Here is a 21,902-nt window from a genome sequence, read left to right as displayed (position 1 = left end):
CGTTTGTGACCCATCAGGAACACCTGTTACCGCTTTTGGTGGTGGAAGATGACGCCGCTATACGTGAGTTATTGGAAGAGGAGCTTCACGACGCGGGTTATGAAACCGTAGGCGTCGCCAGCGCCGAAGAAGCCATTGCGCTACTTAGCCATACCCCGGTGGCGATGATGATCACCGATGTACGGCTGCCGGGCATGACCGGCATTCAGCTCTTGCAGCAGCTTCGCCAGAGCGGCAGCGAGCTGGGCATCATCGTGATTACCGCGTTTGGCACCATCGACCAGGCCGTGGAAGCCCTGAAGCTGGGGGCCGACGATTTTCTGACCAAGCCACTGGATCTGGATGCGATTCGCGAAGCGGTGTTTCGTGTGCTGGAGCGCCAGCGCCTTTCGCTGTCCCACGATACCGAGTTGAGCCACTTCCATGGCATCGTGGGCAAAAGCCCGGCGATGCAGTCGCTGTTTCACGATGCCTCACGGCTGGCCAAAAGCGACGCCCCCATTCTCATTCTGGGTGAAAGCGGTACCGGCAAGGAACTGCTGGCGCGGGCCATTCATCAGGAGAGCAGCCGCCACGACGCGCCTTTTGTGCCCGTCAACTGCGCCAGCATTCCCGCCGACCTGATGGAAAGCGAGTTTTTCGGCCATGTCAAAGGCGCTTTCACCGGCGCCAACGAAGCCCGCAAGGGCCTGTTCCAGAGCGCCCAGGGGGGCAGCCTGTTCCTGGATGAAATTGGTGAAATGCCGATCAACCTGCAGGCCAAACTGCTGCGTGCTCTGCAAGAGAAGACCGTTCGCCCGGTGGGCGGGGAGCGCGAGGAACCGGTGGACGTGCGCATCATTGCGGCCACCCACCGCAACCTGGAAAAGGAGATCGAGCAGGAGAACTTCCGTAGCGACCTGTTTTATCGTCTGGAAACGTTCTCGCTGCGTATTCCTCCCCTGCGCGAGCGCGGCACCGATGTGGAACACCTGATCTTTGCGCTGATCGACAAACACGCCGAGTCTCAGCACAAACAGGTGGAGCATATCGAGCCCGAAGCACTCAACAGCCTGCTCAACTACACTTACCCTGGCAACGTGCGCGAGCTGGAAAACGCCATCATGCGGGCCGTGACCTTGAGTGAGGAGGGCCTGTTGAAGCACCAGGACCTGCCCGAGCGTCTACGCGACCAGGTCCATCAGCAAAACGGTGACGACCCCACGCCGACCTTGAGTGGCGAAGTATTGCCCGGCACCTCGGCACCGGCCCCTGCGCCGGCCCGCTGGCCCAGTCTGGAAGAGGTGGAGAAACGCTACATCCGCAAAGTACTGGAAGCCACTGGCGGCAACAAGCGCCGTACCGCGGAAGTTCTGGGCATCGCGCGGCGAACGCTCTACCGTCGCCTGGAAGACAGCGACGAGTGAGCCATAACGAAACCGCCCCCATGTCAGGGGGCGGTCTCGTTGAAGCGAAGCAATTCCCGGCAAAGTGCGATGAACCTTGTTTATGGTGGATAGCCATGTGAAAGCCATGGCCCAGCCCACCTGTGGGAGGCCAATTTTATTGGGCGACTGTCTGAGCGGGCACCCATATCAAGCTGGGTGCTGGAATCATCGCGAGCTGAAGCTCCCTCCCACAACCTGAGCAAGCACCTTGCCTGAATCACCCTGTGGGAGGCCAATTGATTCACTCCAGTCTTCGTAGAACCTAATTATCCACGCCCTCCCCAGGAGTCTCTTCAGGGGTGGTGCCATCATTGGCCATGGGGCCGGTGCTCATTGGCTCTTCCGGTTCGGGCTCTCCGTTAGGCGGCGAGCTGTCGCCACCCCCCGCCAATACACCGGTCATCAAGAGCGCACTGAACAACATTGCATATACACGCTGGTGCTTTGGTGACTTCATGTCGTGCTCCTTCCCTTTTGAAAATTTCTTTTTGAAAACGCCCCTATTGAAAGCGAAATCGTTGAATTCATTTGGCAGGCCAAACACCTGCTTGTTTAACGCCTGCCTGTTTAACTTTAGCGGCTACTGACCAGGATGCAAAAAAACCCCCGCGGGCGCGGGGGCGAAAGGATGACAGGCCGTGTGGAGCAGCCGCAGGGAACAGACAGCTGGGCGACCTGCCATCGTAGGGAGCGGTAAACCTTACTGAGTCGTGGTCATGTCGTCTTCATCATCCGCAGGCACTTCGTCATTAGCGCCGGGCATTGGGTCGGTGCCTTCACCGAAACCGGGTTCTTCCTGCGGGTCGGTCATATCAGCGCCCTCACCGGGCATAGGCTCTTGGGTGGCTGCCGCATCATCTTCCAAACCTGGATCGGCGGCCATGGGGTCGTCCCCCATGGTGCCAGCGGGTTCTTCACCCATCATGCTGTCACCTTCGGTAGTACCGGGCACTTGGCCTGAGGTCGCATCCTGTTCCATGGTCTCGGGCTGCTGAGCCGGGGGCATCTCATCTTCACCATTTCCACAACCTGCCAATGCCAGCGTGCTGACCGCTGCGGCGAGCATGCAGAGCGTCAATACACGAGGACGACGCTTGGTTGTCTGGGGAATCTGCTTATCCATAAGAGTTGCCTCCACTACTGATTAGATGTTGCTTGACCTGAGTCTTACCAAGAAACTGCACACAGCACGCCAAAAGCGCGATAAAAAATAAAAATAAAATAAAAACAGTAATTTAAAAACAAAAAATGAACACCAACTGTTGCTGTCGACTTGGCATCTGGCAGGTTCAAAATGACACATGTGGCATTTTTCAGCTCAGCTACCGGTCGCGTTGTGACACACCGGCACAGACCATGTATAATAATTTTTAATCAAAAAAATAAAAAATCACGCTTTCACATTATAAAAGCTTTCGCTACCCGACTGACGCTTTCCACTCATGATACGTCGCGGTTGCGTTGATAAACATTAATCAACATTTGCTACCCTAGTAATTGCATCATTCGCCTGCCATGGGTCCGTCCCGTCACCTTCGGCAGTTTTTGTCCAACATGGAGAGGCTTTTGTGGAAAACCCAGACGCTAAACGTCCCCCTGAAGAGCCGGTCTCGGAGGGCATTCCTGCCCCAGATGGCCCGGCCAACCTGATCGATACCGACTACGTGATCGGTCAGGACAACATTACCACCAGCACCATGGGGTTCAGCCTTGACCTGCACGGCAAGGTATTTACCATCTCGGCGCTGGTGGTACTGCTGTTCGTGATCCTCACGCTGGCGCTACAGGACACCATCGCACCGCTTTACGACTCTATTTTCGGTTTTCTAACCGGCAACCTGGCCTGGTTCTTCATCCTGGCCGCCAATATCTTCGTGCTGCTTTGCCTGGGGCTGATCGTATCCCCTCTCGGCAAGATTCGTATCGGCGGGGCAGATGCCAAGCCTGACTTCACCTACACCGGCTGGTTTTCCATGCTGTTTGCGGCGGGTATGGGCATCGGGCTGATGTTCTTCGGCGTCAACGAGCCGCTGACCCATTTTGGCACCTCGCTGGACGGCGGAGACTGGGCACCGCTGGCCGGGGCCGAAGGTGACACGGCTGCTGCCGCTGCGCTGGGCATGGCCGCGACCATTTTCCACTGGGGTCTGCACCCGTGGGCCATTTACGCCGTGGTCGCGCTGTCGCTGGCGCTGTTCTCCTTCAACAAGGGTCTGCCGCTGTCGATGCGCTCCGTGTTCTACCCGCTGCTGGGTGAGCGCGTATGGGGCTGGCCAGGGCACCTGATCGATATTCTGGCGGTGTTTGCCACGCTGTTCGGTCTGGCGACCTCGCTGGGACTGGGGGCTACCCAGGCCGCTGCTGGCTTGAGCTACCTGTTCGGCGCACCGGAAAGCGATGTCACCATGATCCTGTTGATCATCGGCATCACCATCATTGCCATCGGCTCTATCGTTGCCGGGGTCGACAAAGGCGTACAGCTGCTGTCGAAAATCAACATCGCCATGGCGGCGGCACTGCTGTTCTTCGTCATTGCGGTAGGCCCCACCCTACTGATTGCCACGGGCTTTTTCGAAAACCTGATCAACTATGTGGTGCATCTACCGGCCCTCTCCAACCCCTTTGGCCGTGAAGATGCCAACTTCAGCCAGGGCTGGACTGCCTTCTACTGGGCCTGGTGGATCTCCTGGTCACCCTACGTCGGCATGTTCATCGCGCGGGTTTCCCGTGGCCGTACCGTTCGTGAATTCCTGATCTCGGTGCTGCTGGTGCCTTCGATCGTCTCGGTGCTATGGATGACCACGTTCGGTGGCACTGCCATCGACCAGTACGTGAGCCAGGGTATCGAAGCCGTGCGTGACGCCGGTGTGGACCTGCAGCTGTTCGTGATGCTGGAGCAGTTGCCGCTGTCGCAGATCACCTCGTTCATTGCCATTCTGCTGGTCATCATCTTCTTCGTGACCTCGTCTGACTCGGGCTCGCTGGTCATCGACTCCATCACGGCCGGTGGCAAAGTGGATGCTCCCAAGCCGCAGCGCGTGTTCTGGGCGATCATTGAAGGGGCCATTGCCATCGCCCTGCTCTTGGGTGGCGGCCTGACGGCCCTGCAAACCATGGCCGTATCGACGGGCTTCCCGTTCACCATCATCCTGCTGGTGGCCTGCTACGCCATCATCAAAGGGCTGATGAGCGAACCCAAAGCCGTTTGATCCCTCCTTGGCCAGCGTTTCTTGCTGGCCTTACGCAAAACGGGCAGCCCATGGGCTGCCCGTTTTGTGTTTGCCACTACCCCCACTCTAGTCCGTCAGCACCACAGCGCCTTGAGCGGCGTATCCGGTGAGTAGCGGTTGGCGATTTGTGCCTGCAGTAGCTCGGCGGTGGCCAACGCATCCACCAGGGCGTGGTGCCCCTGGTAGGGCGGCAAGCCATAGCGTTCACGGCTGGCATTGAGCCGAATCGAGACCGGCGGCCTTCCCAGCCAGCGGCGAAAGCGCGCCCACAGGGTCTGCCGATGCAGCCTGGCCTCCAGCGACATCGTGTCGATCATGGGAAACAGCACGCCCTCGCCGCGCCGTTCCTTCACGGCGGCATCCAGAAAAGGGCGCTCGATGTTGCGAAAATGGACCACCACCACTCGGCCCGCCAGCACCTCCAGCAGCTCATCCAGCACCTCGTCCAGATCAGGGGCGTCAGCCACCTCCGAGTGGGTGATATGGTGGTAGGCGATGGAGGCTTCGTCCAGCGGCCGCGCAGGCTTCACCACCCAGTAACGTCGCTGGGCAAGCGGTATCCGCCCCAGCGTAAAGGGCACGGCCCCCACGCTGACGATACCGTGGCGACGCTCGTCCAACCCGGTGGTTTCCAGGTCCAGCGCCACCATGGGTACCTGAGCCAGCGGAGTCTCCGGGTCTGGCAAGGGAGTGCGGAAAAAGCGCTGCAGCGCCTCGTCCTGCGCGCGCTGGGCGCGGGCTGCCATGTAGCCAGCCCAGTCGGCCTGAGTGATTTTCTGGCGTGGGCGAATACCGTGCATATCAGCGCCCCTGCCGTTGCGTGGGAATCGGATAGCGGAATTTCAGGAATTTCTGCGCATGGCTGAGCACCTGAAACGCATCCTTGAGCGTGTGCCGCTCGCTGTCTTCGACGTTTTCGGGTTCGATGTTGTTATCCGGCTCGCGCTCTTCCTGCAGGTCGATGACCTGATGGCGAATACGCGACATGCACAGGAACTCCAGGGCATAACTCAGCTTGTCGCTGACCCCGGTGGCCAACAGCTGGGTCTGGCTGATGTCGTTCAGCCGCTGAAAAGAGTTCTGCGCTTTGGAGCCACAGGCCAGCGCATGCACACGAATCAGGTCTACCATGGGCGCCGTACCACGCCGCTTGAGGTTGATGGAGTTGTTGTGCTTGCCATCCTTTTCCATCACGAACGTGCGGAAAAAGCCCAGCGGGGGCGTACGGTTCAAGGCATTACGCGCCATGGCGGCCAGAAACAGCGGCGACTGAGGTGCCGTCTGGGCGATCAGGTCCTGAAGCGCTTCCACGTAGTGTTCTTCGCCATAGATACTGTCCAGGTCGAAAAAGATCGAGCTGTGCAGCAACCTCTCCGGGGTGGGGTTGGCCATCCAGTCCTGGAAGTAGCGTTTCCACACGCTCAGCGGCTGGCGCCACTGGCGGTTGGTGGCCATGACATCGCCTTTGCAATAGGTGTAGCCACAGGCGGCCAATCCATCGCTGACAAAGGCTGCCAGCGCCTGGAAATACGCGTCGTGCTCGTCCGGGTCGAAATCATCGGACAAGATCAGCGCATTGTCCTGGTCCGTCACGATGCTCTGCTCGTTACGCGCCATGGACCCATTGACCATGAAGCAGTAAGGCACCGGGGGTGGCCCCAGCGACTCTTCGGCCAACTCCAGCAAACGGCGGGTAAAACTGCGCCCGATGGTCGATAGCGCGCTGCCCACCATCTGTGAATTGGCCCCCTCCTGCACCATCCGTACAAAGGCAGCACGCACATCGGGCAACAGCCTGGCCAACCCTTGGGCGCTGGACTGGTTGAAAATATTGCTGACCAGATAAAGCCCGCTATGGGTCTCGTAGCGAATGATATCGGAAAGATGCACTACACCTACCGGGCGCTGGCGATACAACACCGGCAAGTGATGTACGTTACTGCGCAGCATCACCAGCATGGCCTCGTAGACCGTGGCATCCGACTGGACGGTAATCAACCGCTCTGAGACCACATCGCCCACGGGCGTGGAGGGCGCCAGCCCTTCGGCCACGACCCGCGTGCGGAAATCGCTGTCGGTGAGAATGCCGCACATCTGCCAGGTCTTGCCTTCGCTGTCCTGAAAGCTGTAGCGAGGATGATTGCTCCCCTCCTCGATCACCAGTACGGCTGATGCCTGGGCAGCGCTGATCTGCTGTGCCGCCTGCTGAACGCTGGTGGTGGACTCCACCATCACCGGATAACGTGTCACCAGCTTGCGTATGCGCGTGACCATCATGTCGTTGGACTTCTTTTGATGTTCGGCAGCGCTTTCCAACCGTGGCCGCTCCAGCTCCACGAAGTCGGCAAACTCATCGTCTTCCTCACAGAGCCGCTGGAAAACGTCGTTGGGTATGAAATAGATCAACGTATCTTCGATGGCCTTGGCAGGAAAGCGCACCTTGTGATTACGCAGCAGGCTGAAATGACCGAAGATGTCTCCTTCTGCCAGACGATTGTAGAGCTCGCCCTGCCGCCGATACACTTCTACTGCACCGCTGCGGATATAGCACAGCTCATCGAGGGGGGCGCCCAGCTCGAGAATGTCGCTACCCGTCTTGAAGTAACTTACCTCCACCCGGGCGGCAATGGCGTCCAGTAGCTCATCGGACAGCCCATCGAATGGCGGGAACTGTCCCATGTGCTGGCGGATTTCCAGAAGCTCCACGTCCATACGCTCTCCTGCAGAGGCTCAAAGGGTTAATGATCAGCCATTTAGTGTGGCGTGTGCGTCGGTAGAGGACAACCTTCAACCTGGGTGAACCACGCAAAAAAGCCCAGCGCGTTGGCGCTGGGCTTTTGGACCACAGAACAGGCAGGTACTTCGCACGTTAAGGAAAATCTGGCACTATCCTGCCTGTCTCGATGGTTCACCACCGCCAGAGGCGGTGGCAACAGGCTTATGACTGGCTAGCCATTTCCTGTACACGCTGCATCATTTCCGGATCCTGCTGGATGGATTGTCCGATAGCATTGAACGTATCGACGTCCAGACCGCTATCTTCGACCACTTCGATCATGCGGTCATTGGCTTCAGCGCGAACTTCCTGTTGGGCAGCTTCGTCTTCTGCTTCCTGCAGACGCTGTGTGTACTCCTGAGAGATCACGGCGATTTCTTGAGAAGCATCGGCGAACTGCTGTAGCTGCTGATCAGAAAAATCCTGTGCAGGCGCCTGCTGGGTCGCCATCGGATCTTGTGTCGGGTCCTGGGCTTGCTGGGCGTGGGCAGTGCCCGCCATCAGGCCAGTGGCAAGGAGAGCAGCAGAGAACAAAGCAGTCATACGTTGCATGGTAAGAAACCTCATTGGCGCGTTATGAATGTGCACAGTGGGACGCGTGGTTCAGGCACAGGTTCAATCTTTTATGTAAAAACACGTTACAAGAAGAACAGAACGCAACAACAGATAAACAACACGCTGGCAATAGGAGCTTTATGTCTAGCCACTTCAAGGCCTTGCAAAACATGCACAGCCATTCGCTCGCGCTGGCTGCCATGCCTGGGCTCTTCGTGCTGTTATGGAGCACGGGGTTCATTGGTGCCAAGTTTGGCCTGCCCTACGCCGAACCCTTCACGTTTTTGTTTATCCGCTTCGTGTTGACGCTGCTGCTGCTCGTACCGCTGACCTTGCTGATGCGCATTCCATGGCCGAGTTCACCAAGGCTATGGATGCATATCGGGGTCTCGGGCCTGCTCGTGCATGCCACCTATCTTGGCGGCGTATTCTATGGCATTTACCTGGGAATGCCAGCAGGCTTGACGGCCTTGCTGGTGGGCTTGCAGCCGCTGTTGACCGCCGCCTGTGCAGGCCCACTGCTGGGCGAACGCCTGGGCGCGCGGCAGTGGCTAGGCCTGGCGCTGGGGCTGGTGGGCATCTGCCTGGTACTGGGTAGCAAACTGGAGTTTGGCAGTTCGCTGTTCAGCGGCTTTGGCATGGGGGCACTGGTCAGTGTACTGGCCGCATTGCTGGGTATTTCATTGGGCACGCTGTACCAGAAACGCTACTGCACCAGCATGCCGCTGCTGTCGGGTGCAGTGATTCAGTACCTGGCAGCAGGCACCCTGCTGGGCCTGGGGGCGCTGTTGTTCGAGACCCGCTCCATAATGTGGAGCACAACCTTCCTGCTGACCCTGGGCTGGCTCGTGCTGATTCTGTCAATTGCCGCTATCCTGTTACTGATGGCCTTGATAAAGAAGGGGGAGGCTTCTCGCGTGGCAAGCCTCTTTTATCTGGTGCCTCCCGTGACCGCGCTACAGGCGTGGTGGCTATTTGATGAGCGGCTGCCGCTGATGGGGCTCATCGGCATGCTCATTGCCATCGCCGGGGTGGTGATGGTCGTCAAATCCGCCAGCAAATAACCTAATAATTTTGATCGTTCCAGGGCTTGGAAGAACATGACAGCACAACCTCATTGCGCCAGGGTAAACGGCGTCTGCAACCGCTGCGACACACCGGTACCGTTCGCGTTTACCATGGCCTTTCAGCCCATCGTGGACGTAGCACGTCGTGAAGTGATCTATTACGAGGCGTTGGTACGAGGCGTCAACGGTGAGTCCGCTTTTTCCATTCTTGAGCAGGTGACCGACGACCTGCTGTATCGCTTTGACCAGGCGTGTCGGGTCAAAGCCATCGAATTGGCCAGTGCGCTGGGGATGGAAGCGCGCCTCTCGATCAACTTTCTACCCAATGCCGTTTACGAACCCGAAGCCTGTATTCAATCCACCCTGGAGACATCACGCCGGGTGGGCTGGCCCACCGAGCGGCTGAACTTCGAAATCACCGAAACCGAACGGGTGGTCGACCGAACACACCTGCGCGACATCATCGATAGCTATCGCCGCATGGGGTTCACCACGTCGTTGGATGATTTTGGCAACGGCTATGCCAACCTGAACCTGTTGACCGATTTGCGACCGGATACGCTGAAGGTAGACCGAGAGCTGGTCATGGGCTGCGACGGCAATCCACGGCGGCAGGCCATTCTCAAAAGCCTGGTCGCCCTGGCGCGCACGCTGGGCACCCAACTGGTGGCCGAAGGGGTCGAGACACGGGCAGAGTCACGCTGCCTGCTGGCCTTGGGCATTTCGGTACAGCAGGGGTACTATTTCGCCAGGCCACAGGTAGGTGTGCTGGCCAGCGTGGCTGACGAGCAATACGATTGAAGAAGGTTCAAAGCCGTTCGAGGTAAGCCGTGCCACCCAGATTACGCATCTGTTGGCGGATCCACTGGCCGCGGCGCTCGACCTGGGCGTCGGGTCGCGATGCGCTGCGAGTGCGCGGGCTAGGCAGGATGGCCGCCAGCAGGCTGGCCTGGCGCTCGGTCAAGGCACTTCCGGAAGCACCAAAGTAGTGGTCGGCGGCAGCTTCCAGCCCAAACACCCCGGTATCCCACTCGGCCACGTTCAGGTACACCTCCAGAATCCGCTGCTTGCTCCAGAAGGTTTCGATCAGCAGGGTGAACCACGCTTCCAGCCCTTTGCGCAGCCAGCTGCGCCCACTCCATAGGAAAACGTTCTTGGCCGTTTGCTGGCTGAGCGTACTGGCTCCCCGCAGCCTCGAGCCATCGCGGCTGGCCTCCCAGGCACGACGCAGCTCCACCACATCGAAACCACGATGAATCGGGAAGCGTTGGTCCTCGGCGGCAATCACCGCCAGCTTGGCGTTATTCGAGAGATTGTCCCAACTACGCCACTGGTGCTGGATGGTGATGGGTTCGCGATGGACCCAGCTTTGTACCTTGCGTTCCACCATCACCATGGAACCCGGCGGCGGCACGAAGCGAAACAGCCACACCAGCGCCACCGAGAGCAGCACAAAGGCCAGCGCGCCACGCCAAACAAGACGCCAAAGCAGACGAAGAACTCGGCGCAGCGCGCGATTGACCATGTCTCGGTACCCTTAACGTTTCATGAGGTGCTCCGCATGATAGCGCAAATGGTCCTCGATGAACGAGGCGATGAAGAAGTAACTATGATCGTAGCCTGGCTGACGGCGCAGCGTTAGCGGGTGATCATGCTCGGCGCATACCGCTTCCAGACGCTCGGGCATCAGCTGCTCTTCCAGGAACTGATCGGCTTCCCCTTGATCGATGAACAACCGTTGCCGGGAAGCGCCATTGGCCACCAGCTCGCAGGCATCGTACTGGCGCCAGCGGGTCTGATCTTCCCCAAGGTAGCTGGTGAAGGCTTTTTGCCCCCAAGGGCAGTTCATCGGGTTCACGATCGGCGCAAAGGCCGATACCGAACGGAAGCGCCCCGGATGACGCAGCGCCAGAATCAATGCACCGTGCCCTCCCATGGAGTGCCCGCTGATCGACTCGCGGCCATTGACCGGAAAATGCTGACGCACCACGGACGGCAGCTCTTCGACCACGTAATCGTACATGCGGTAGTGAGGCTTCCAGGGCGCCTGGGTGGCGTTCACGTAGAAACCTGCGCCGGACCCCAGATCGTAGCTTTCATGCTCGCCGGGCAACTCCGTGCCGCGCGGGCTGGTATCCGGGCATACGATCGCCACGCCCAGCTCTGCCGCAATGCGATGCGCGCCGGCTTTCTGCATGAAGTTTTCGTCATTGCAGGTCAACCCCGACAGCCACCACAGCAGGGGCACCCGCTCGTTTTCGGCTTGTGGCGGCAGGTACACCGCAAAGACCATGTCGCAGTCCAGGGCTCGGGAGTAGTGGCGGTAGCGCTTGTGCCAACCGCCAAAACTGCGGTTTGCCGACACCAGCTCCAACGTTTCACTCATGCTCATAGGCAGGCTCCTTAAACAGTGAAACGCGGCGGGTCGCCCCGGCCGCGTTCTTTCAGGCTGCTTTCATCATACTCAGTAATGCAGAACGGTACGAATGCTCTTGCCGGCATGGAGCAGATCGAAGGCTTCGTTGATCTTCTCGAAGGGCATGTCATGGGTAATGAAGTCGTCGATGTTCAGCTCGCCGTTCATATAACGGTCTACATAACCCGGCAGCTCGCTACGCCCTTTCACGCCGCCAAACGCAGAGCCTTTCCATACCCGGCCGGTGACCAGTTGGAAGGGGCGCGTGGAGACCTCTTCACCGGCACTCGCCACGCCAATGACGATCGACTCACCCCAGCCCTTGTGGCAGCACTCGAGGGCGGAACGCATCACGTTGACATTGCCGATGCACTCGAAGGAGTAGTCCACGCCACCGTCGGTCATGTCGACGATCACTTGCTGGATCGGGTCGCTGTAGTCTTTCGGGTTGACGAAGTCCGTCGCCCCGAACTGCTTGGCCAGCTCGAACTTGTCCGGATTGACATCAATGGCGATGATCCTGGCGGCCTTGGCCATCACGGCACCCTGGATCACCGCCAGACCGATCGCCCCGAGGCCAAACACGGCAACGGTGGAGCCCGGCTCGACCTTGGCCGTGTTCAACACGGCACCAATCCCTGTGGTGACACCGCAGCCCAGCAGGCAGATCTTGTCCAGCGGCGCTTCCTTGGAAACCACGGCCAGCGAGACTTCCGGCAGCACGGTGTACTCACTGAAGGTGGAGGTGCCCATGTAGTGGTGCAGCATCTTGCCTTCCAGCGAGAAGCGCGACGTGCCATCGGGCATGACCCCTTTACCTTGGGTAGCGCGCACGCTGCCACACAGGTTGGTCTTGCCGGACAGGCAGAATTTGCACTTGCCGCACTCAGCGGTATATAGCGGAATGACGTGGTCGCCTGGCTTCAGGCTGGTCACGCCTTCGCCCACTTCCTGTACGATACCCGCACCTTCGTGGCCCAGTACCGCCGGGAAGTTGCCTTCCGGGTCGGCGCCCGACAAGGTATAGGCATCGGTATGGCAGACGCTGGTGGCCGCCATCTTCACCAGCACCTCGCCCGCCTTGGGGCCTTCCACATCGATGTCGACCAGTTCGAGCGGCTTGCCCGCTTCGAGTGCAACCGCAGCACGTGATTTCATGCAAATCTCCCCGAGGTGTTGCGCAGCGACGTTCCACTGGCTGGGCGCAACAGCGCTCGATAAAGTGGATGGATAAACGTGCTTGCAGTGTAGGCCAGCTAGGCGAAAGGGATAAAGTGGGATACACTCACAAGATTATTGCCACTGAGCAACAATCGCGTTGCTCATTCGCTGCCACCCTTCACCGCCAGATGGACATGAGGAGCGCCATGCAGCGCTGGGATCGTATCGAAGCGTTCGTGGAAGTCGTACGGCTCGGCACCTTTTCGGCCGCGGCTCGCCACTTGAAGGTGTCCACCTCGCATATCAGTCGGCTGGTCAGCCAGTTGGAGAATCAGCTGGGCGTTCAGCTGCTGTATCGCACCACACGGCAGATTCGGCTGACCGATGCCGGGGCCTTGTACGTGGAGCACTGCCGCCATTTGTTCGATGGGCTGCGTGATGCCGAGCAGGCAATCAGCGAGCTGCAGGCCAAACCCCATGGGCTACTGAAACTGACCTCGGCAACGACCTTCGGCGAGCGCTACGTTGCCCCGCTGGTCAATGATTTCCAGCGCCTGCACCCTCAGCTCGAAGTACACATGCACTTCACCAATCGCCCGGTGGAGTTGATCGAAGAGGGTTTCGACATCGCCATTCGCATGGGGGTGCTGAAAGACTCCAGCCTGATTGCTCGGCGGCTGTGCGAACGCCGCGAATACGTGGTGGGCTCACAGGCCTATTTTCGTCAGGCGCCCCGCCCCCACACGCTGGGCGAGCTGAGCCAACACCGCTGCCTGCTGGGGTCGCGCCCCAACTGGCTGTTCGAAGTGAACGGCCAGCGGCGAGAGGTCAAGGTGGAGGGATGCTGGAGCGGCAACTCGGGGCCAGCCCTGCTGGATGCGGCCCTGAAAGGGCTGGGCCTGGCTCAGTTGCCGGATTACTACGTCGCTCCGCATCTGGCCAATGGTGAACTGATCTCGGTGCTGGAACCCTTCCAGCACCACGATACGGCGGTGTGGGCGGTCTACCCGCGCCACCGCCACTTGTCACCCAAGATTCGTCAACTGGTGGACTATCTGGTGGCCAATATCGGCCGCACCCTGCCCCAGGCCTGACACGCGCTGCCGGATTAACACTCGATGGCGTTGACCGCGAGCCCTCCCTTGGAGGTCTCCTTGTATTTGTCCTGCATGTCGCGTCCGGTATCGCGCATGGTCTTGATCACTTTATCCAGCGAGACGAAGTGGTCGCCATCACCATGCAGCGCCATGCGGGCGGCATTGATGGCCTTGACCGACGCAATGGCATTGCGCTCGATACAGGGGACCTGCACCAGCCCCGCCACCGGGTCACAGGTCAGCCCCAGGTTATGCTCCAGGCCAATTTCCGCAGCGTTTTCTACCTGCCGCGGCGTACCGCCCAGCACTTCGGCCAATCCGGCCGCCGCCATGGCGCACGCCGAGCCGACTTCCCCTTGGCAGCCCACCTCCGCCCCGGAGATCGAGGCGTTTTTCTTGCACAGTATGCCCATGGCGCCCGCCGCCAACAGAAAATCGACCACGTCGGCATCGCAGGCGTCGGGTTCGAACTTCAGGTAATAGGCCAACACCGCCGGAACGATACCGGCAGCCCCATTGGTGGGCGCCGTGACCATGCGCTTGCCGGCCGCGTTCTCTTCATTGACGGCCAGCGCAAACAGGTTGACCCAATCCATCACGCTGAAACTGCTGACGATCAGACGCTGCTGGGCGGGCGGCGAAAGCAGTTGCTGATGCAGGGCGTTGGCGCGACGGCGCACATTCAGCCCGCCGGGTAACCGCCCGGTGGCTTTCAACCCGTTCTCGATACTGTCACGCATGGCGTGCCAGATCTTCAGCAGTTCGGTACGGATGGTGTCTTCGCTGCGCCAGGCTTTCTCGTTTGCCAGGATCAGCTGGCTGATACGCAAATCATTCGCCTGGCACAGTGCCAATAGCTCGTTACCCGATTCGAACGGATAAGGCAGCGCCGTCTTGTCCTCATCCAGCCCGCCCTGATCGGCACAGGCCTGGTCGACATAGAAGCCGCCGCCCAGCGAGTAGTAAGTGTTGGTCGCGATGACCCGCTCTTGCTGGTAGGCCGTGATCACCATGGCATTGGGATGAAAGGCCAGACAGGTCTCGTCCCACTCGATGTCTCGCGCACGGTCGAAGGGCAGCGAATGCCCATTGGGCAGCGTCAGTGGCGTCCCGTCGTCCAGCGCCGCCAGGCGTCCGGCAATGCTGTCGGGCTCGATGGACTCGGGCATTTCACCCATCAGGCCCATCACCACCGCATTGTCGGTGCCGTGGCCTACCCCAGTCGCGGCCAACGACCCGTGCAGCCGCACCACCAGCCGTGACACGGGCGCTTCCGGCAACGCCATCACGAAATCCCGCGCCGCGCGCATGGGCCCCACGGTATGCGAGCTGGACGGGCCAATGCCTATCCGAAACAGATCAAAGACGCTAATGGCCATGGTGACATCCGCCCCTCAACGGTCGTTATTGCTTTCATGTCGTTACTTTGCAGTGTTGCTCGCCATTCGTCGAGACATTCCTGGCACGTTCGACGTGTCAGCACAGAAAAGTGACGATATAATGGACATGCATTCATGTATGTTTGTTGTTTGACTGATTTCGCCTGACGTAGAGGAACCGTGATGCCACCCTCCTGGCCTATTGATTTTCGCACTGCGCTGCTGCGCGCGACACTCTATATACTCTTCATCGGAGGCATCGCCCAGGGCGCGTATCTGGAAGCGTTGTATCTGCCTAGCGTGCGCTATACCGAGCTGGGGTTCACCGAGCTGACCCAGACTTTCATTCTGATCAGTTGCTGTACCCTGCTCCTCTACGTACGCCATGTGCTGAAAGTATGGCCCACGGTGACCCTGCTGCTGCTGGCCTTCCTCGCTGCCTCGCTGGTACGTGAGCAGGACTACTTTCTCGATGAGTACATCGCACGGCATACCTGGAAAATCCTGGTCGCCATGATCATCCTCCCCTCACTGGCCTGGGTCGTGTACCAGCGCCAGCGTTTTCTGGAGGAGTTTCGCCACTTCAGCAATAGCTTTGCCTTTGGGCTGTTTGCAGGCGGCGTACTGGTTACTTATGTATTTTCACGTCTATATGGCAGGCAAGTGTTTTGGCGCGCCGTATTGGAGGAGCAGTACGTCCGGGTTTTCAAGGATGTGGCAGAAGAAGTGGTCGAGCTGCTGGGCTATAGCCTGATTCTGTTTGCCATGATCGAGCTGCTCCTGCTGGCCCGACGCCTGCACCTTGCTCGCCAGAAAAGCGCCTGACACCCTGCCAATCGGTTCTTTTTGCCGTCTTTGGGAGCACCACCAGAGACGGCATTTCATTTTTTACATCCCGCTATACGTAAAGCCATTTGCGCCCCCTTGACCATCCACGTAGTGTCGTCCCCCACACCGCTTTGGGCAATTTTGCTAAAAAACAACCAACTGACGACACAAACGTTATGAATACACCAAACAATCGTGAAAATACGCTAAAACGCGGGGCGTTCACTCGCTTCCTGGATAGCGTCGAATGGCTGGGCAATCTGCTGCCTCACCCGGTGACACTGTTCGCCATCCTGTGTGTACTGGTGGTGGTCGGCAGCGGCATTGCGGGGGCGCTAGGGGTATCGGTAGCCGACCCACGCCCAGCCAATGAAGGCGAGTGGATTGCCGTCAATTCATTGCTCAACGCCGAGGGCCTGCGCCGCCTGGTCACCGAAATGGTGACCAACTTCACCAGTTTTGCGCCCTTGGGTACCGTGCTGGTGGCCATGCTGGGGGTGGGTGTGGCCGAGCACTCGGGCCTGCTGTCGGCCAGCATGCGCGCGCTGGTACTCAACCGCTCACCGCGCATCGTCACCTATGCCGTGGTATTTGCGGGCATCATGTCGAACATGGCAGCCGAGCTTGGCTATGTGGTGCTGATTCCGCTGGCGGCGATGATCTTTCATTCGCTGGGCAGACATCCGCTGGCCGGTCTGGCAGCCGCGTTTTGTGGCGTCTCCGGCGGCTACAGCGCCAACCTCTTGATCGGTACCGTCGACCCGCTGCTCTCGGGCATCACTCAGGAAGCCGCTCGTCTGCTGGACCCGGCGTATATCGTCGGAGCCGAAGCCAACTGGTTCTTCATGTTTGCCAGCACGTTCTTCGTCACCCTGATTGGCGGTTTGGTCACGGAACGCATCGTCGAGCCGAAGCTGGGCAAGTTCGACACGGCCTATGCCGACAGCGATATCGATCAGCAGCGCATGGAGGGCCTGTCCGACACCGAAAAGCGGGCACTGAAGGGCACCGGCCTGGCCACTCTGGCACTCATCGCCCTGGTGGCCATCATGGTGGTGCCTGAAGGCGGCATTCTGCGCGACCCCGAGACCGGGCTGATCAGCGGCTCCCCCTTCCTGCGCGGCATCGTGGTGATCGTGGCCGTTTCGTTCAGCGTGCTGGGCTTCATCTATGGTCGCTTGGCAGGCACCATGCACAATGACCGCGACGTGGTGAACGCCATGGCCAAGAGCATGAGCAGCCTGGGCCTCTATATCGTGCTGGTCTTTTTTGCCGCTCAGTTCGTGGCGCTGTTCAACTGGAGCAACTTTGGCACGGTGACCGCCATTGCCGGAGCCGACCTGCTGGAGTCCCTGGGGCTGCGCGGGCCTGGACTATTTGCGCTGTTCATCATCATGTGCGCCTTCATCAACCTGTCGCTGGGCAGCGCATCGGCGCAGTGGGCCGTGACGGCACCCATCTTCGTGCCCATGCTGATGCTGATGGGCTACGCCCCGGAAGTGATTCAGGCCGCCTACCGGATCGGCGACTCGGTCACCAACCTGATCACCCCGATGATGAGCTATTTCGGGCTGATTCTGGCCGTAGCGACCCGCTACCGCAAGGATATGGGCATTGGCACTCTGGTAGCGCTCATGCTGCCTTATACCCTGTTCATGCTGATCGGCTGGAGCCTTCTGTTCTTCCTCTGGGTATTCGTACTGGGTCTGCCCGTAGGACCGGGCGCCGCGACTCACTACACCCTGTAAAGGCTTCAACAAAAGGCGGCAAGGTGCTACTGGCACCTTGCCCAACAGCCACCCACAAAAAAGCCCGCCGTGTTTCCACGGCGGGCTTTTTTCGAGCGACGCTTACTCGTCCAGGATTACTCGTCCAGGAAAGAACGCAGCGGCTCGGAACGGCTGGGATGACGCAGCTTGCGAAGCGCCTTGGCTTCGATCTGGCGGATCCGCTCTCGGGTCACGTCGAACTGCTTGCCGACTTCTTCCAGGGTGTGATCGGTATTCATGTCGATACCGAAACGCATGCGCAGCACCTTCGCTTCGCGAGCGGTCAAACCACCGAGGACGTTACGGGTCGCTTCGATCAGTCCTTCGCCGGTCGCCATATCGATGGGCAGCAGCATGGTGCTGTCCTCGATGAAGTCGCCCAGATGAGAGTCGTCGTCATCACCAATCGGCGTCTCCATGGAGATCGGCTCCTTGGCGATCTTGAGCACCTTGCGCACCTTGTCTTCCGGCATTTCAAGACGCTCGCCCAGCTCTTCAGGCGTCGGCTCACGGCCCATTTCCTGCAGCATCTGACGAGAGACACGATTGAGCTTGTTGATGGTCTCGATCATGTGGACCGGAATACGAATGGTCCGCGCCTGATCCGCGATGGAGCGCGTAATGGCCTGACGAATCCACCATGTCGCGTAGGTGGAGAACTTGTAGCCACGGCGATACTCGAACTTGTCCACCGCCTTCATCAGACCGATATTGCCTTCCTGAATCAGATCCAGGAACTGCAGGCCACGGTTGGTGTACTTCTTGGCGATCGAGATCACCAGGCGCAGGTTGGCCTCGACCATCTCTTTCTTGGCCCGGCGCGCCTTCGCTTCACCGATGGAGAGCTTGCGGTTGACTTCCTTCAGGTCCGCCACCGTCAGCTGCACCATGTCTTCCTCGAACGCAATCTTGCGCTGAGAACGTGCGATGTCGGCACGCAGTGGCTCAAGACGGTCGGCATACTTGGGCTGCGCTTCCTGGAAAGCGTCCAGCCACGATGAATCCGACTCATGCCCCGGGAAGGACTTGATGAAGGTCTTGCGCGGCACCTTGGCTTTCTTGACGCACAGCTGCATGACCGCCTTTTCCTGGGCACGCACCTGCTCCACGCTGATGCGGATCTGCCCCACCAGACGCTCGAAGTGCTTGGGCACCAGTTTGATGGGCGAGAACAGCTCGGCCAGACGTGCCTGCTCGGCCTTCAGCTCGCTACTGCCACGACCAAACTTGGCCAGCGCCGCTTCGACGGCGGCGTTCTGCTCACGGATCTGCTCGAAACGCGCCTTGGCTTCTTCCGGGTCCGGGCCACCTTCGCTGGCGTTGGTGTCCTCGTCATCATCGTCATCGTCGCTGTCGATATCATCGTCATCACTCAGCTCGGTATCGACTTCCGGCTCAGGGGTTTCCGCTTCGGCCACCCCAGGAATGCCTTCGTCGGGGTCGATGAAGCCAGAGAACAGGTCGGAAAGGCGCCCTGGCGCTTCCTCGTCCTGGGTCGCGTCGTAGGCTTCGAGGATGGAGGCAACGGCACCGGGCAGATACGCAAGCGCCGACATGACCTCCCGCGTGCCCTCTTCGATCCGCTTGGCGATTTCGATTTCGCCTTCACGGGTCAGCAGCTCCACCGTGCCCATCTCGCGCATGTACATGCGGACCGGGTCGGTAGTGCGACCGACGTCGCTTTCCACGGCGGCGAGTGCCGCAACGGCCTCTTCCGCAGCGGATTCGTCCGTGGAGTGATCCGACATCATCAAAGTGTCTTCATCTGGCGCTTCTTCAACGACACTGATACCCATGTCGTTGATCATGCCAATGATGTCTTCCACTTGATCCGGGTCGGCGATATCCTCGGGTAGATGGTCGTTGACCTCGGCATAGGTCAGGTAGCCCTGTTCCTTGCCGCGCGCGATCAACTCCTTCAGACGTGACTGCTGCTGCGCATTTCCAGCCATAGAAACCCTATCTCGACGAAGAAGAATGAAACACCTGGGGCGCTGAATCGATTAAACTCAACAAGCCGAACAGTATAGCGTAAATAGCTGGATTTTTTCCAGCGAAACGTATTTGCGCGATCATTCAGGTGTGTTAGGTTGTTCGGTTAGCCAATACTTGGCGGCATAACCTCTATGTGGCCCTGAAGTTCGAGATTTCAACCCCTCACCTCTTGCAACCACCTTGTGCATTAGCGGCCCTGGGTCAATTCCAACACCAACCCGGCCAACCGCTGCCGCTGCTCCTTATCCAGTTTTTGCCCTGAGCGCTCCAGCGCCAGCAAGGCATCGTACTCTTCCTGAGGCGAACGCTTGCGCTGCTGCTCGACCAGGTGCTCGACCAGCCCGGTCAGCTCGGCTTCACGAGTCGCCCTGGGAATTAGCAGCTCCCGCGCGGCCAGCTCTGCCAGCACGCGCCCCTCTTCACTGCCTTGAAAATGCGCCAGTACCACTTGCGGGCTGCGGTAGCGTCCGGCGCGTAGCAGGGCAATCAGGTCGCGGCACAGCGGCGCCTGCGGGTCCTGGCCAGGCAGCCAATCCTGCGCTTCCGGCAGAGCCGCCACCAGCGTCGGCTCATGCAGCAACAGCTGCACGATGCGACCTACGGTGGAGAGCGTCCGCGAGGTGCTCGCCTGTCGCGATGGCCGACCGCCGCGCGGGCGGGCCTGCTCTTCTGGCGCCGCCTGCGCATCGACCGGCTCCCACTGGGGCGACACCCTGGAGGCCGCCGCCACGCGCTTGTCCAGCAACCCCTGCAACTGCGCCTGGGCCAACCCACTTCGCTTGGCGAGCGTCTCCAGCAGCAGTGACTTCAGCATGCCTTCCGGGACCTTCTGCAGCGCCTCCAGCACGTGACTGGCGAAGCGCTCGCGGCCTTCCACCGTCTGCAGGTCGCGCCCTTGGGCAGCCTGTTCGAACAGAAACTCCGACAGCGGCATGGCGCAGGTCACGCGGTCTTCGAAGGCCTCGCGACCCTCGCGGCGCACCAGCGAATCCGGGTCATCCCCTTCCGGCAAGAACAGAAACCGTGCCTCGCGGCCATCGATCATCTGCGGCAGCGCGGTTTCCAGCGCACGGCTGGCTGCCTGACGCCCGGCGCGGTCACCGTCGAAACAGAACACCACGCGACTGACCAGGCGGAACAGGCGCGTCAGGTGGTCTTCGGTGGTGGCGGTGCCCAGCGTGGCCACGGCGTTATGAATGCCGTACTGCGCCAGCGCCACCACGTCCATGTAGCCCTCGACCATCACCAGCTGTTCCAACTTGCTGGTCGCCTGACGCGCCTCGTACAAGCCGTAGAGCTCGCGCCCCTTGTGAAAGACAGGCGTCTCCGGCGAGTTGAGGTATTTGGGCTGCTCATCTCCCATGACTCGACCGCCAAAGGCGATGGTCCGACCGCGCAAATCGCGTATCGGGAACATCACCCGGTCGCGGAAGCGATCATAGGTACGCCCGGTGTCCTCGCGGTGAATCAGCAGACCGTACTCGATCTGCACAGACTCACCGATGCCCTTGGCGCTCAGGTGCTGCTTCAGCGCCTCCCACCCGCCGGGGGCATAACCAATCCCGTAGGTGGTCATCACATCTGGCGAGAGGCCGCGCCCCTGCAAGTAGCGCTGGGCCGCCTGGCCCTCCTGCATCTTCAATCGCTCGCGATAGAAGCTGGCCGCCACCTCGAGAAGATTGACCCCTTCCTTGCGCTTTTTCTCCCGCTGCTGGGCACGCGGGTCGTCCGCCCCTTCCCTGGGCACGTCCAGCCCCAGCCGTCCGGCCAGTTGCTCGACTGCCTCGGGAAAGGGCAGCTTGTCGTATTCCATCAAAAAGCGTAGCGCATTACCGTGGGCACCACAGCCAAAGCAGTGATAAAACTGCTTGTCGGCACTAACGGTAAACGAAGGTGTTTTTTCCTGATGAAAAGGACACAGGCCGGAAAAATTACGGCCCGCTTTCTTGAGCTGTACGCGCTCCCCCACCACCTCGACCACGTCGACGCGGCCAAGCAGATCGTCGATAAATCGCTGTGGAATTTGACCTGCCATGGGCTGAGGGCATCCTCGCGTAACACGCTTGTGGGCGGGTCTAACGTCATCAGGCCACGCGCCTGATCACCTTAAACCGCGCAAAACAGACAACACGAAACGAAAAACAAACGGCCACCTGGTGGCGGCCGCTTGGCATCCCTCTTGAGACAACCAGCCAACTGCTC

The 21,902-nt window shown here is 59.8% G+C and carries 18 protein-coding genes; 7 read left to right on the top strand and 11 right to left on the bottom strand.

Going from position 1 to position 21,902, the window contains the following annotated elements; all coding sequences use genetic code 11:
* Nucleotides 1-5 precede the first annotated feature (5 nt).
* Nucleotides 6-1,406, top strand: a complete 1,401-nt coding sequence (locus HSS18214_RS0116275; protein WP_016916336.1) for a sigma-54-dependent transcriptional regulator — start codon at nucleotides 6-8, stop codon at nucleotides 1,404-1,406.
* A 283-nt stretch (nucleotides 1,407-1,689) separates the two neighbouring features.
* On the opposite strand, the gene HSS18214_RS18365 is transcribed toward HSS18214_RS0116275, so the two are convergent.
* Nucleotides 1,690-1,884, bottom strand: coding sequence for a hypothetical protein (locus HSS18214_RS18365; RefSeq protein ID WP_016916335.1), 195 nt, complete (start codon nucleotides 1,882-1,884; stop codon nucleotides 1,690-1,692).
* 243 nt (nucleotides 1,885-2,127) lie between these two features.
* Nucleotides 2,128-2,550 (bottom strand): hypothetical protein, encoded by a 423-nt coding sequence (locus tag HSS18214_RS0116265; protein WP_016916334.1) that lies wholly within the window; start codon nucleotides 2,548-2,550, stop codon nucleotides 2,128-2,130.
* A gap of 445 nt (nucleotides 2,551-2,995) precedes the next feature.
* On the opposite strand from HSS18214_RS0116265, the gene HSS18214_RS0116260 reads away from it, so the two are divergent.
* Nucleotides 2,996-4,636 (top strand): BCCT family transporter, encoded by a 1,641-nt coding sequence (locus tag HSS18214_RS0116260; RefSeq protein WP_016916333.1) that lies wholly within the window; start codon nucleotides 2,996-2,998, stop codon nucleotides 4,634-4,636.
* A gap of 95 nt (nucleotides 4,637-4,731) precedes the next feature.
* On the opposite strand, the gene HSS18214_RS0116255 is transcribed toward HSS18214_RS0116260, so the two are convergent.
* The 3 genes from HSS18214_RS0116255 to HSS18214_RS0116245 all read right to left on the bottom strand — a co-directional run bounded on the left by HSS18214_RS0116255 (nucleotide 4,732) and on the right by HSS18214_RS0116245 (nucleotide 7,985).
* Nucleotides 4,732-5,457: a 3'-5' exonuclease gene (locus HSS18214_RS0116255; RefSeq protein ID WP_016916332.1), complete on the bottom strand. Its 726-nt coding sequence runs from the start codon at nucleotides 5,455-5,457 to the stop codon at nucleotides 4,732-4,734.
* Nucleotide 5,458: 1 nt separating this feature from the next.
* The gene (locus HSS18214_RS0116250) at nucleotides 5,459-7,369 is read right to left on the bottom strand and encodes a DUF294 nucleotidyltransferase-like domain-containing protein (protein WP_016916331.1); all 1,911 of its coding nucleotides are present in this window, start codon (nucleotides 7,367-7,369) and stop codon (nucleotides 5,459-5,461) included.
* Between the two features lie 226 nt (nucleotides 7,370-7,595).
* Nucleotides 7,596-7,985: a DUF4168 domain-containing protein gene (locus tag HSS18214_RS0116245; protein WP_016916330.1), complete on the bottom strand. Its 390-nt coding sequence runs from the start codon at nucleotides 7,983-7,985 to the stop codon at nucleotides 7,596-7,598.
* A 143-nt stretch (nucleotides 7,986-8,128) separates the two neighbouring features.
* Between HSS18214_RS0116245 and HSS18214_RS0116240 the strand changes: the two genes are divergently transcribed.
* Nucleotides 8,129-9,052 (top strand): DMT family transporter, encoded by a 924-nt coding sequence (locus HSS18214_RS0116240; protein WP_016916329.1) that lies wholly within the window; start codon nucleotides 8,129-8,131, stop codon nucleotides 9,050-9,052.
* A 36-nt stretch (nucleotides 9,053-9,088) separates the two neighbouring features.
* Nucleotides 9,089-9,856 carry an EAL domain-containing protein gene (locus tag HSS18214_RS0116235; RefSeq protein ID WP_193365628.1) on the top strand — a complete coding sequence of 256 codons (768 nt, stop codon included), beginning with the start codon at nucleotides 9,089-9,091 and terminating at the stop codon, nucleotides 9,854-9,856.
* 7 nt (nucleotides 9,857-9,863) lie between these two features.
* Here the strand turns inward: HSS18214_RS0116235 and mtgA are convergent, their stop codons facing one another.
* The 3 genes from mtgA to HSS18214_RS0116220 form a co-directional block, all read right to left on the bottom strand.
* Nucleotides 9,864-10,580 carry a monofunctional biosynthetic peptidoglycan transglycosylase gene (mtgA, locus tag HSS18214_RS0116230; protein ID WP_016916327.1) on the bottom strand — a complete coding sequence of 239 codons (717 nt, stop codon included), beginning with the start codon at nucleotides 10,578-10,580 and terminating at the stop codon, nucleotides 9,864-9,866.
* Nucleotides 10,581-10,592: 12 nt separating this feature from the next.
* Nucleotides 10,593-11,447, bottom strand: a complete 855-nt coding sequence (gene fghA, locus HSS18214_RS0116225) for an S-formylglutathione hydrolase (protein ID WP_016916326.1) — start codon at nucleotides 11,445-11,447, stop codon at nucleotides 10,593-10,595.
* Between the two features lie 72 nt (nucleotides 11,448-11,519).
* Nucleotides 11,520-12,629, bottom strand: coding sequence for an S-(hydroxymethyl)glutathione dehydrogenase/class III alcohol dehydrogenase (locus tag HSS18214_RS0116220; RefSeq protein ID WP_016916325.1), 1,110 nt, complete (start codon nucleotides 12,627-12,629; stop codon nucleotides 11,520-11,522).
* A gap of 209 nt (nucleotides 12,630-12,838) precedes the next feature.
* On the opposite strand from HSS18214_RS0116220, the gene HSS18214_RS0116215 reads away from it, so the two are divergent.
* Nucleotides 12,839-13,726 (top strand): LysR family transcriptional regulator, encoded by an 888-nt coding sequence (locus HSS18214_RS0116215; RefSeq protein WP_016916324.1) that lies wholly within the window; start codon nucleotides 12,839-12,841, stop codon nucleotides 13,724-13,726.
* Between the two features lie 14 nt (nucleotides 13,727-13,740).
* Here HSS18214_RS0116215 and HSS18214_RS0116210 read toward each other — a convergent pair whose 3' ends face one another.
* Nucleotides 13,741-15,108 carry an L-serine ammonia-lyase gene (locus HSS18214_RS0116210; RefSeq protein ID WP_016916323.1) on the bottom strand — a complete coding sequence of 456 codons (1,368 nt, stop codon included), beginning with the start codon at nucleotides 15,106-15,108 and terminating at the stop codon, nucleotides 13,741-13,743.
* A 183-nt stretch (nucleotides 15,109-15,291) separates the two neighbouring features.
* On the opposite strand from HSS18214_RS0116210, the gene HSS18214_RS0116205 reads away from it, so the two are divergent.
* The gene (locus tag HSS18214_RS0116205; protein ID WP_016916322.1) at nucleotides 15,292-15,933 is read left to right on the top strand and encodes a hypothetical protein; all 642 of its coding nucleotides are present in this window, start codon (nucleotides 15,292-15,294) and stop codon (nucleotides 15,931-15,933) included.
* 179 nt (nucleotides 15,934-16,112) lie between these two features.
* Nucleotides 16,113-17,684 (top strand): AbgT family transporter, encoded by a 1,572-nt coding sequence (locus HSS18214_RS0116200; RefSeq protein WP_016916321.1) that lies wholly within the window; start codon nucleotides 16,113-16,115, stop codon nucleotides 17,682-17,684.
* Between the two features lie 116 nt (nucleotides 17,685-17,800).
* On the opposite strand, the gene rpoD is transcribed toward HSS18214_RS0116200, so the two are convergent.
* Both rpoD and dnaG read right to left on the bottom strand, forming a co-directional pair.
* The gene (rpoD, locus tag HSS18214_RS0116195; protein ID WP_016916320.1) at nucleotides 17,801-19,657 is read right to left on the bottom strand and encodes an RNA polymerase sigma factor RpoD; all 1,857 of its coding nucleotides are present in this window, start codon (nucleotides 19,655-19,657) and stop codon (nucleotides 17,801-17,803) included.
* A 230-nt stretch (nucleotides 19,658-19,887) separates the two neighbouring features.
* Nucleotides 19,888-21,735 carry a DNA primase gene (gene dnaG / locus HSS18214_RS0116190; protein WP_016916319.1) on the bottom strand — a complete coding sequence of 616 codons (1,848 nt, stop codon included), beginning with the start codon at nucleotides 21,733-21,735 and terminating at the stop codon, nucleotides 19,888-19,890.
* Nucleotides 21,736-21,902 lie beyond the last annotated feature (167 nt).

It is taken from the genome of Vreelandella stevensii S18214 (assembly GCF_000275725.1).
Taxonomy (GTDB): Bacteria; Pseudomonadota; Gammaproteobacteria; order Pseudomonadales; family Halomonadaceae; genus Vreelandella; species Vreelandella stevensii.
This window is presented reverse-complemented; position numbering and strand designations above follow the sequence as displayed.

Excerpts from the sequence above, each read along its gene's own strand:
- HSS18214_RS0116220 (WP_016916325.1), bottom strand. The coding sequence starts at position 12,629 with ATGAAATCACGTGCTGCGGTTGCACTCGAAGCGGGCAAGCCGCTCGAA.
- dnaG (WP_016916319.1), bottom strand. The coding sequence starts at position 21,735 with ATGGCAGGTCAAATTCCACAGCGATTTATCGACGATCTGCTTGGCCGC.
- HSS18214_RS18365 (WP_016916335.1), bottom strand. The coding sequence starts at position 1,884 with ATGAAGTCACCAAAGCACCAGCGTGTATATGCAATGTTGTTCAGTGCG.
- HSS18214_RS0116215 (WP_016916324.1), top strand. The coding sequence starts at position 12,839 with ATGCAGCGCTGGGATCGTATCGAAGCGTTCGTGGAAGTCGTACGGCTC.
- HSS18214_RS0116200 (WP_016916321.1), top strand. The coding sequence starts at position 16,113 with ATGAATACACCAAACAATCGTGAAAATACGCTAAAACGCGGGGCGTTC.
- rpoD (WP_016916320.1), bottom strand. The coding sequence starts at position 19,657 with ATGGCTGGAAATGCGCAGCAGCAGTCACGTCTGAAGGAGTTGATCGCG.
- HSS18214_RS0116205 (WP_016916322.1), top strand. The coding sequence starts at position 15,292 with ATGCCACCCTCCTGGCCTATTGATTTTCGCACTGCGCTGCTGCGCGCG.
- HSS18214_RS0116255 (WP_016916332.1), bottom strand. The coding sequence starts at position 5,457 with ATGCACGGTATTCGCCCACGCCAGAAAATCACTCAGGCCGACTGGGCT.
- HSS18214_RS0116210 (WP_016916323.1), bottom strand. The coding sequence starts at position 15,108 with ATGGCCATTAGCGTCTTTGATCTGTTTCGGATAGGCATTGGCCCGTCC.
- HSS18214_RS0116235 (WP_193365628.1), top strand. The coding sequence starts at position 9,089 with ATGACAGCACAACCTCATTGCGCCAGGGTAAACGGCGTCTGCAACCGC.
- HSS18214_RS0116245 (WP_016916330.1), bottom strand. The coding sequence starts at position 7,985 with ATGCAACGTATGACTGCTTTGTTCTCTGCTGCTCTCCTTGCCACTGGC.
- HSS18214_RS0116240 (WP_016916329.1), top strand. The coding sequence starts at position 8,129 with ATGTCTAGCCACTTCAAGGCCTTGCAAAACATGCACAGCCATTCGCTC.
- HSS18214_RS0116250 (WP_016916331.1), bottom strand. The coding sequence starts at position 7,369 with ATGGACGTGGAGCTTCTGGAAATCCGCCAGCACATGGGACAGTTCCCG.
- HSS18214_RS0116265 (WP_016916334.1), bottom strand. The coding sequence starts at position 2,550 with ATGGATAAGCAGATTCCCCAGACAACCAAGCGTCGTCCTCGTGTATTG.
- fghA (WP_016916326.1), bottom strand. The coding sequence starts at position 11,447 with ATGAGCATGAGTGAAACGTTGGAGCTGGTGTCGGCAAACCGCAGTTTT.
- mtgA (WP_016916327.1), bottom strand. The coding sequence starts at position 10,580 with ATGGTCAATCGCGCGCTGCGCCGAGTTCTTCGTCTGCTTTGGCGTCTT.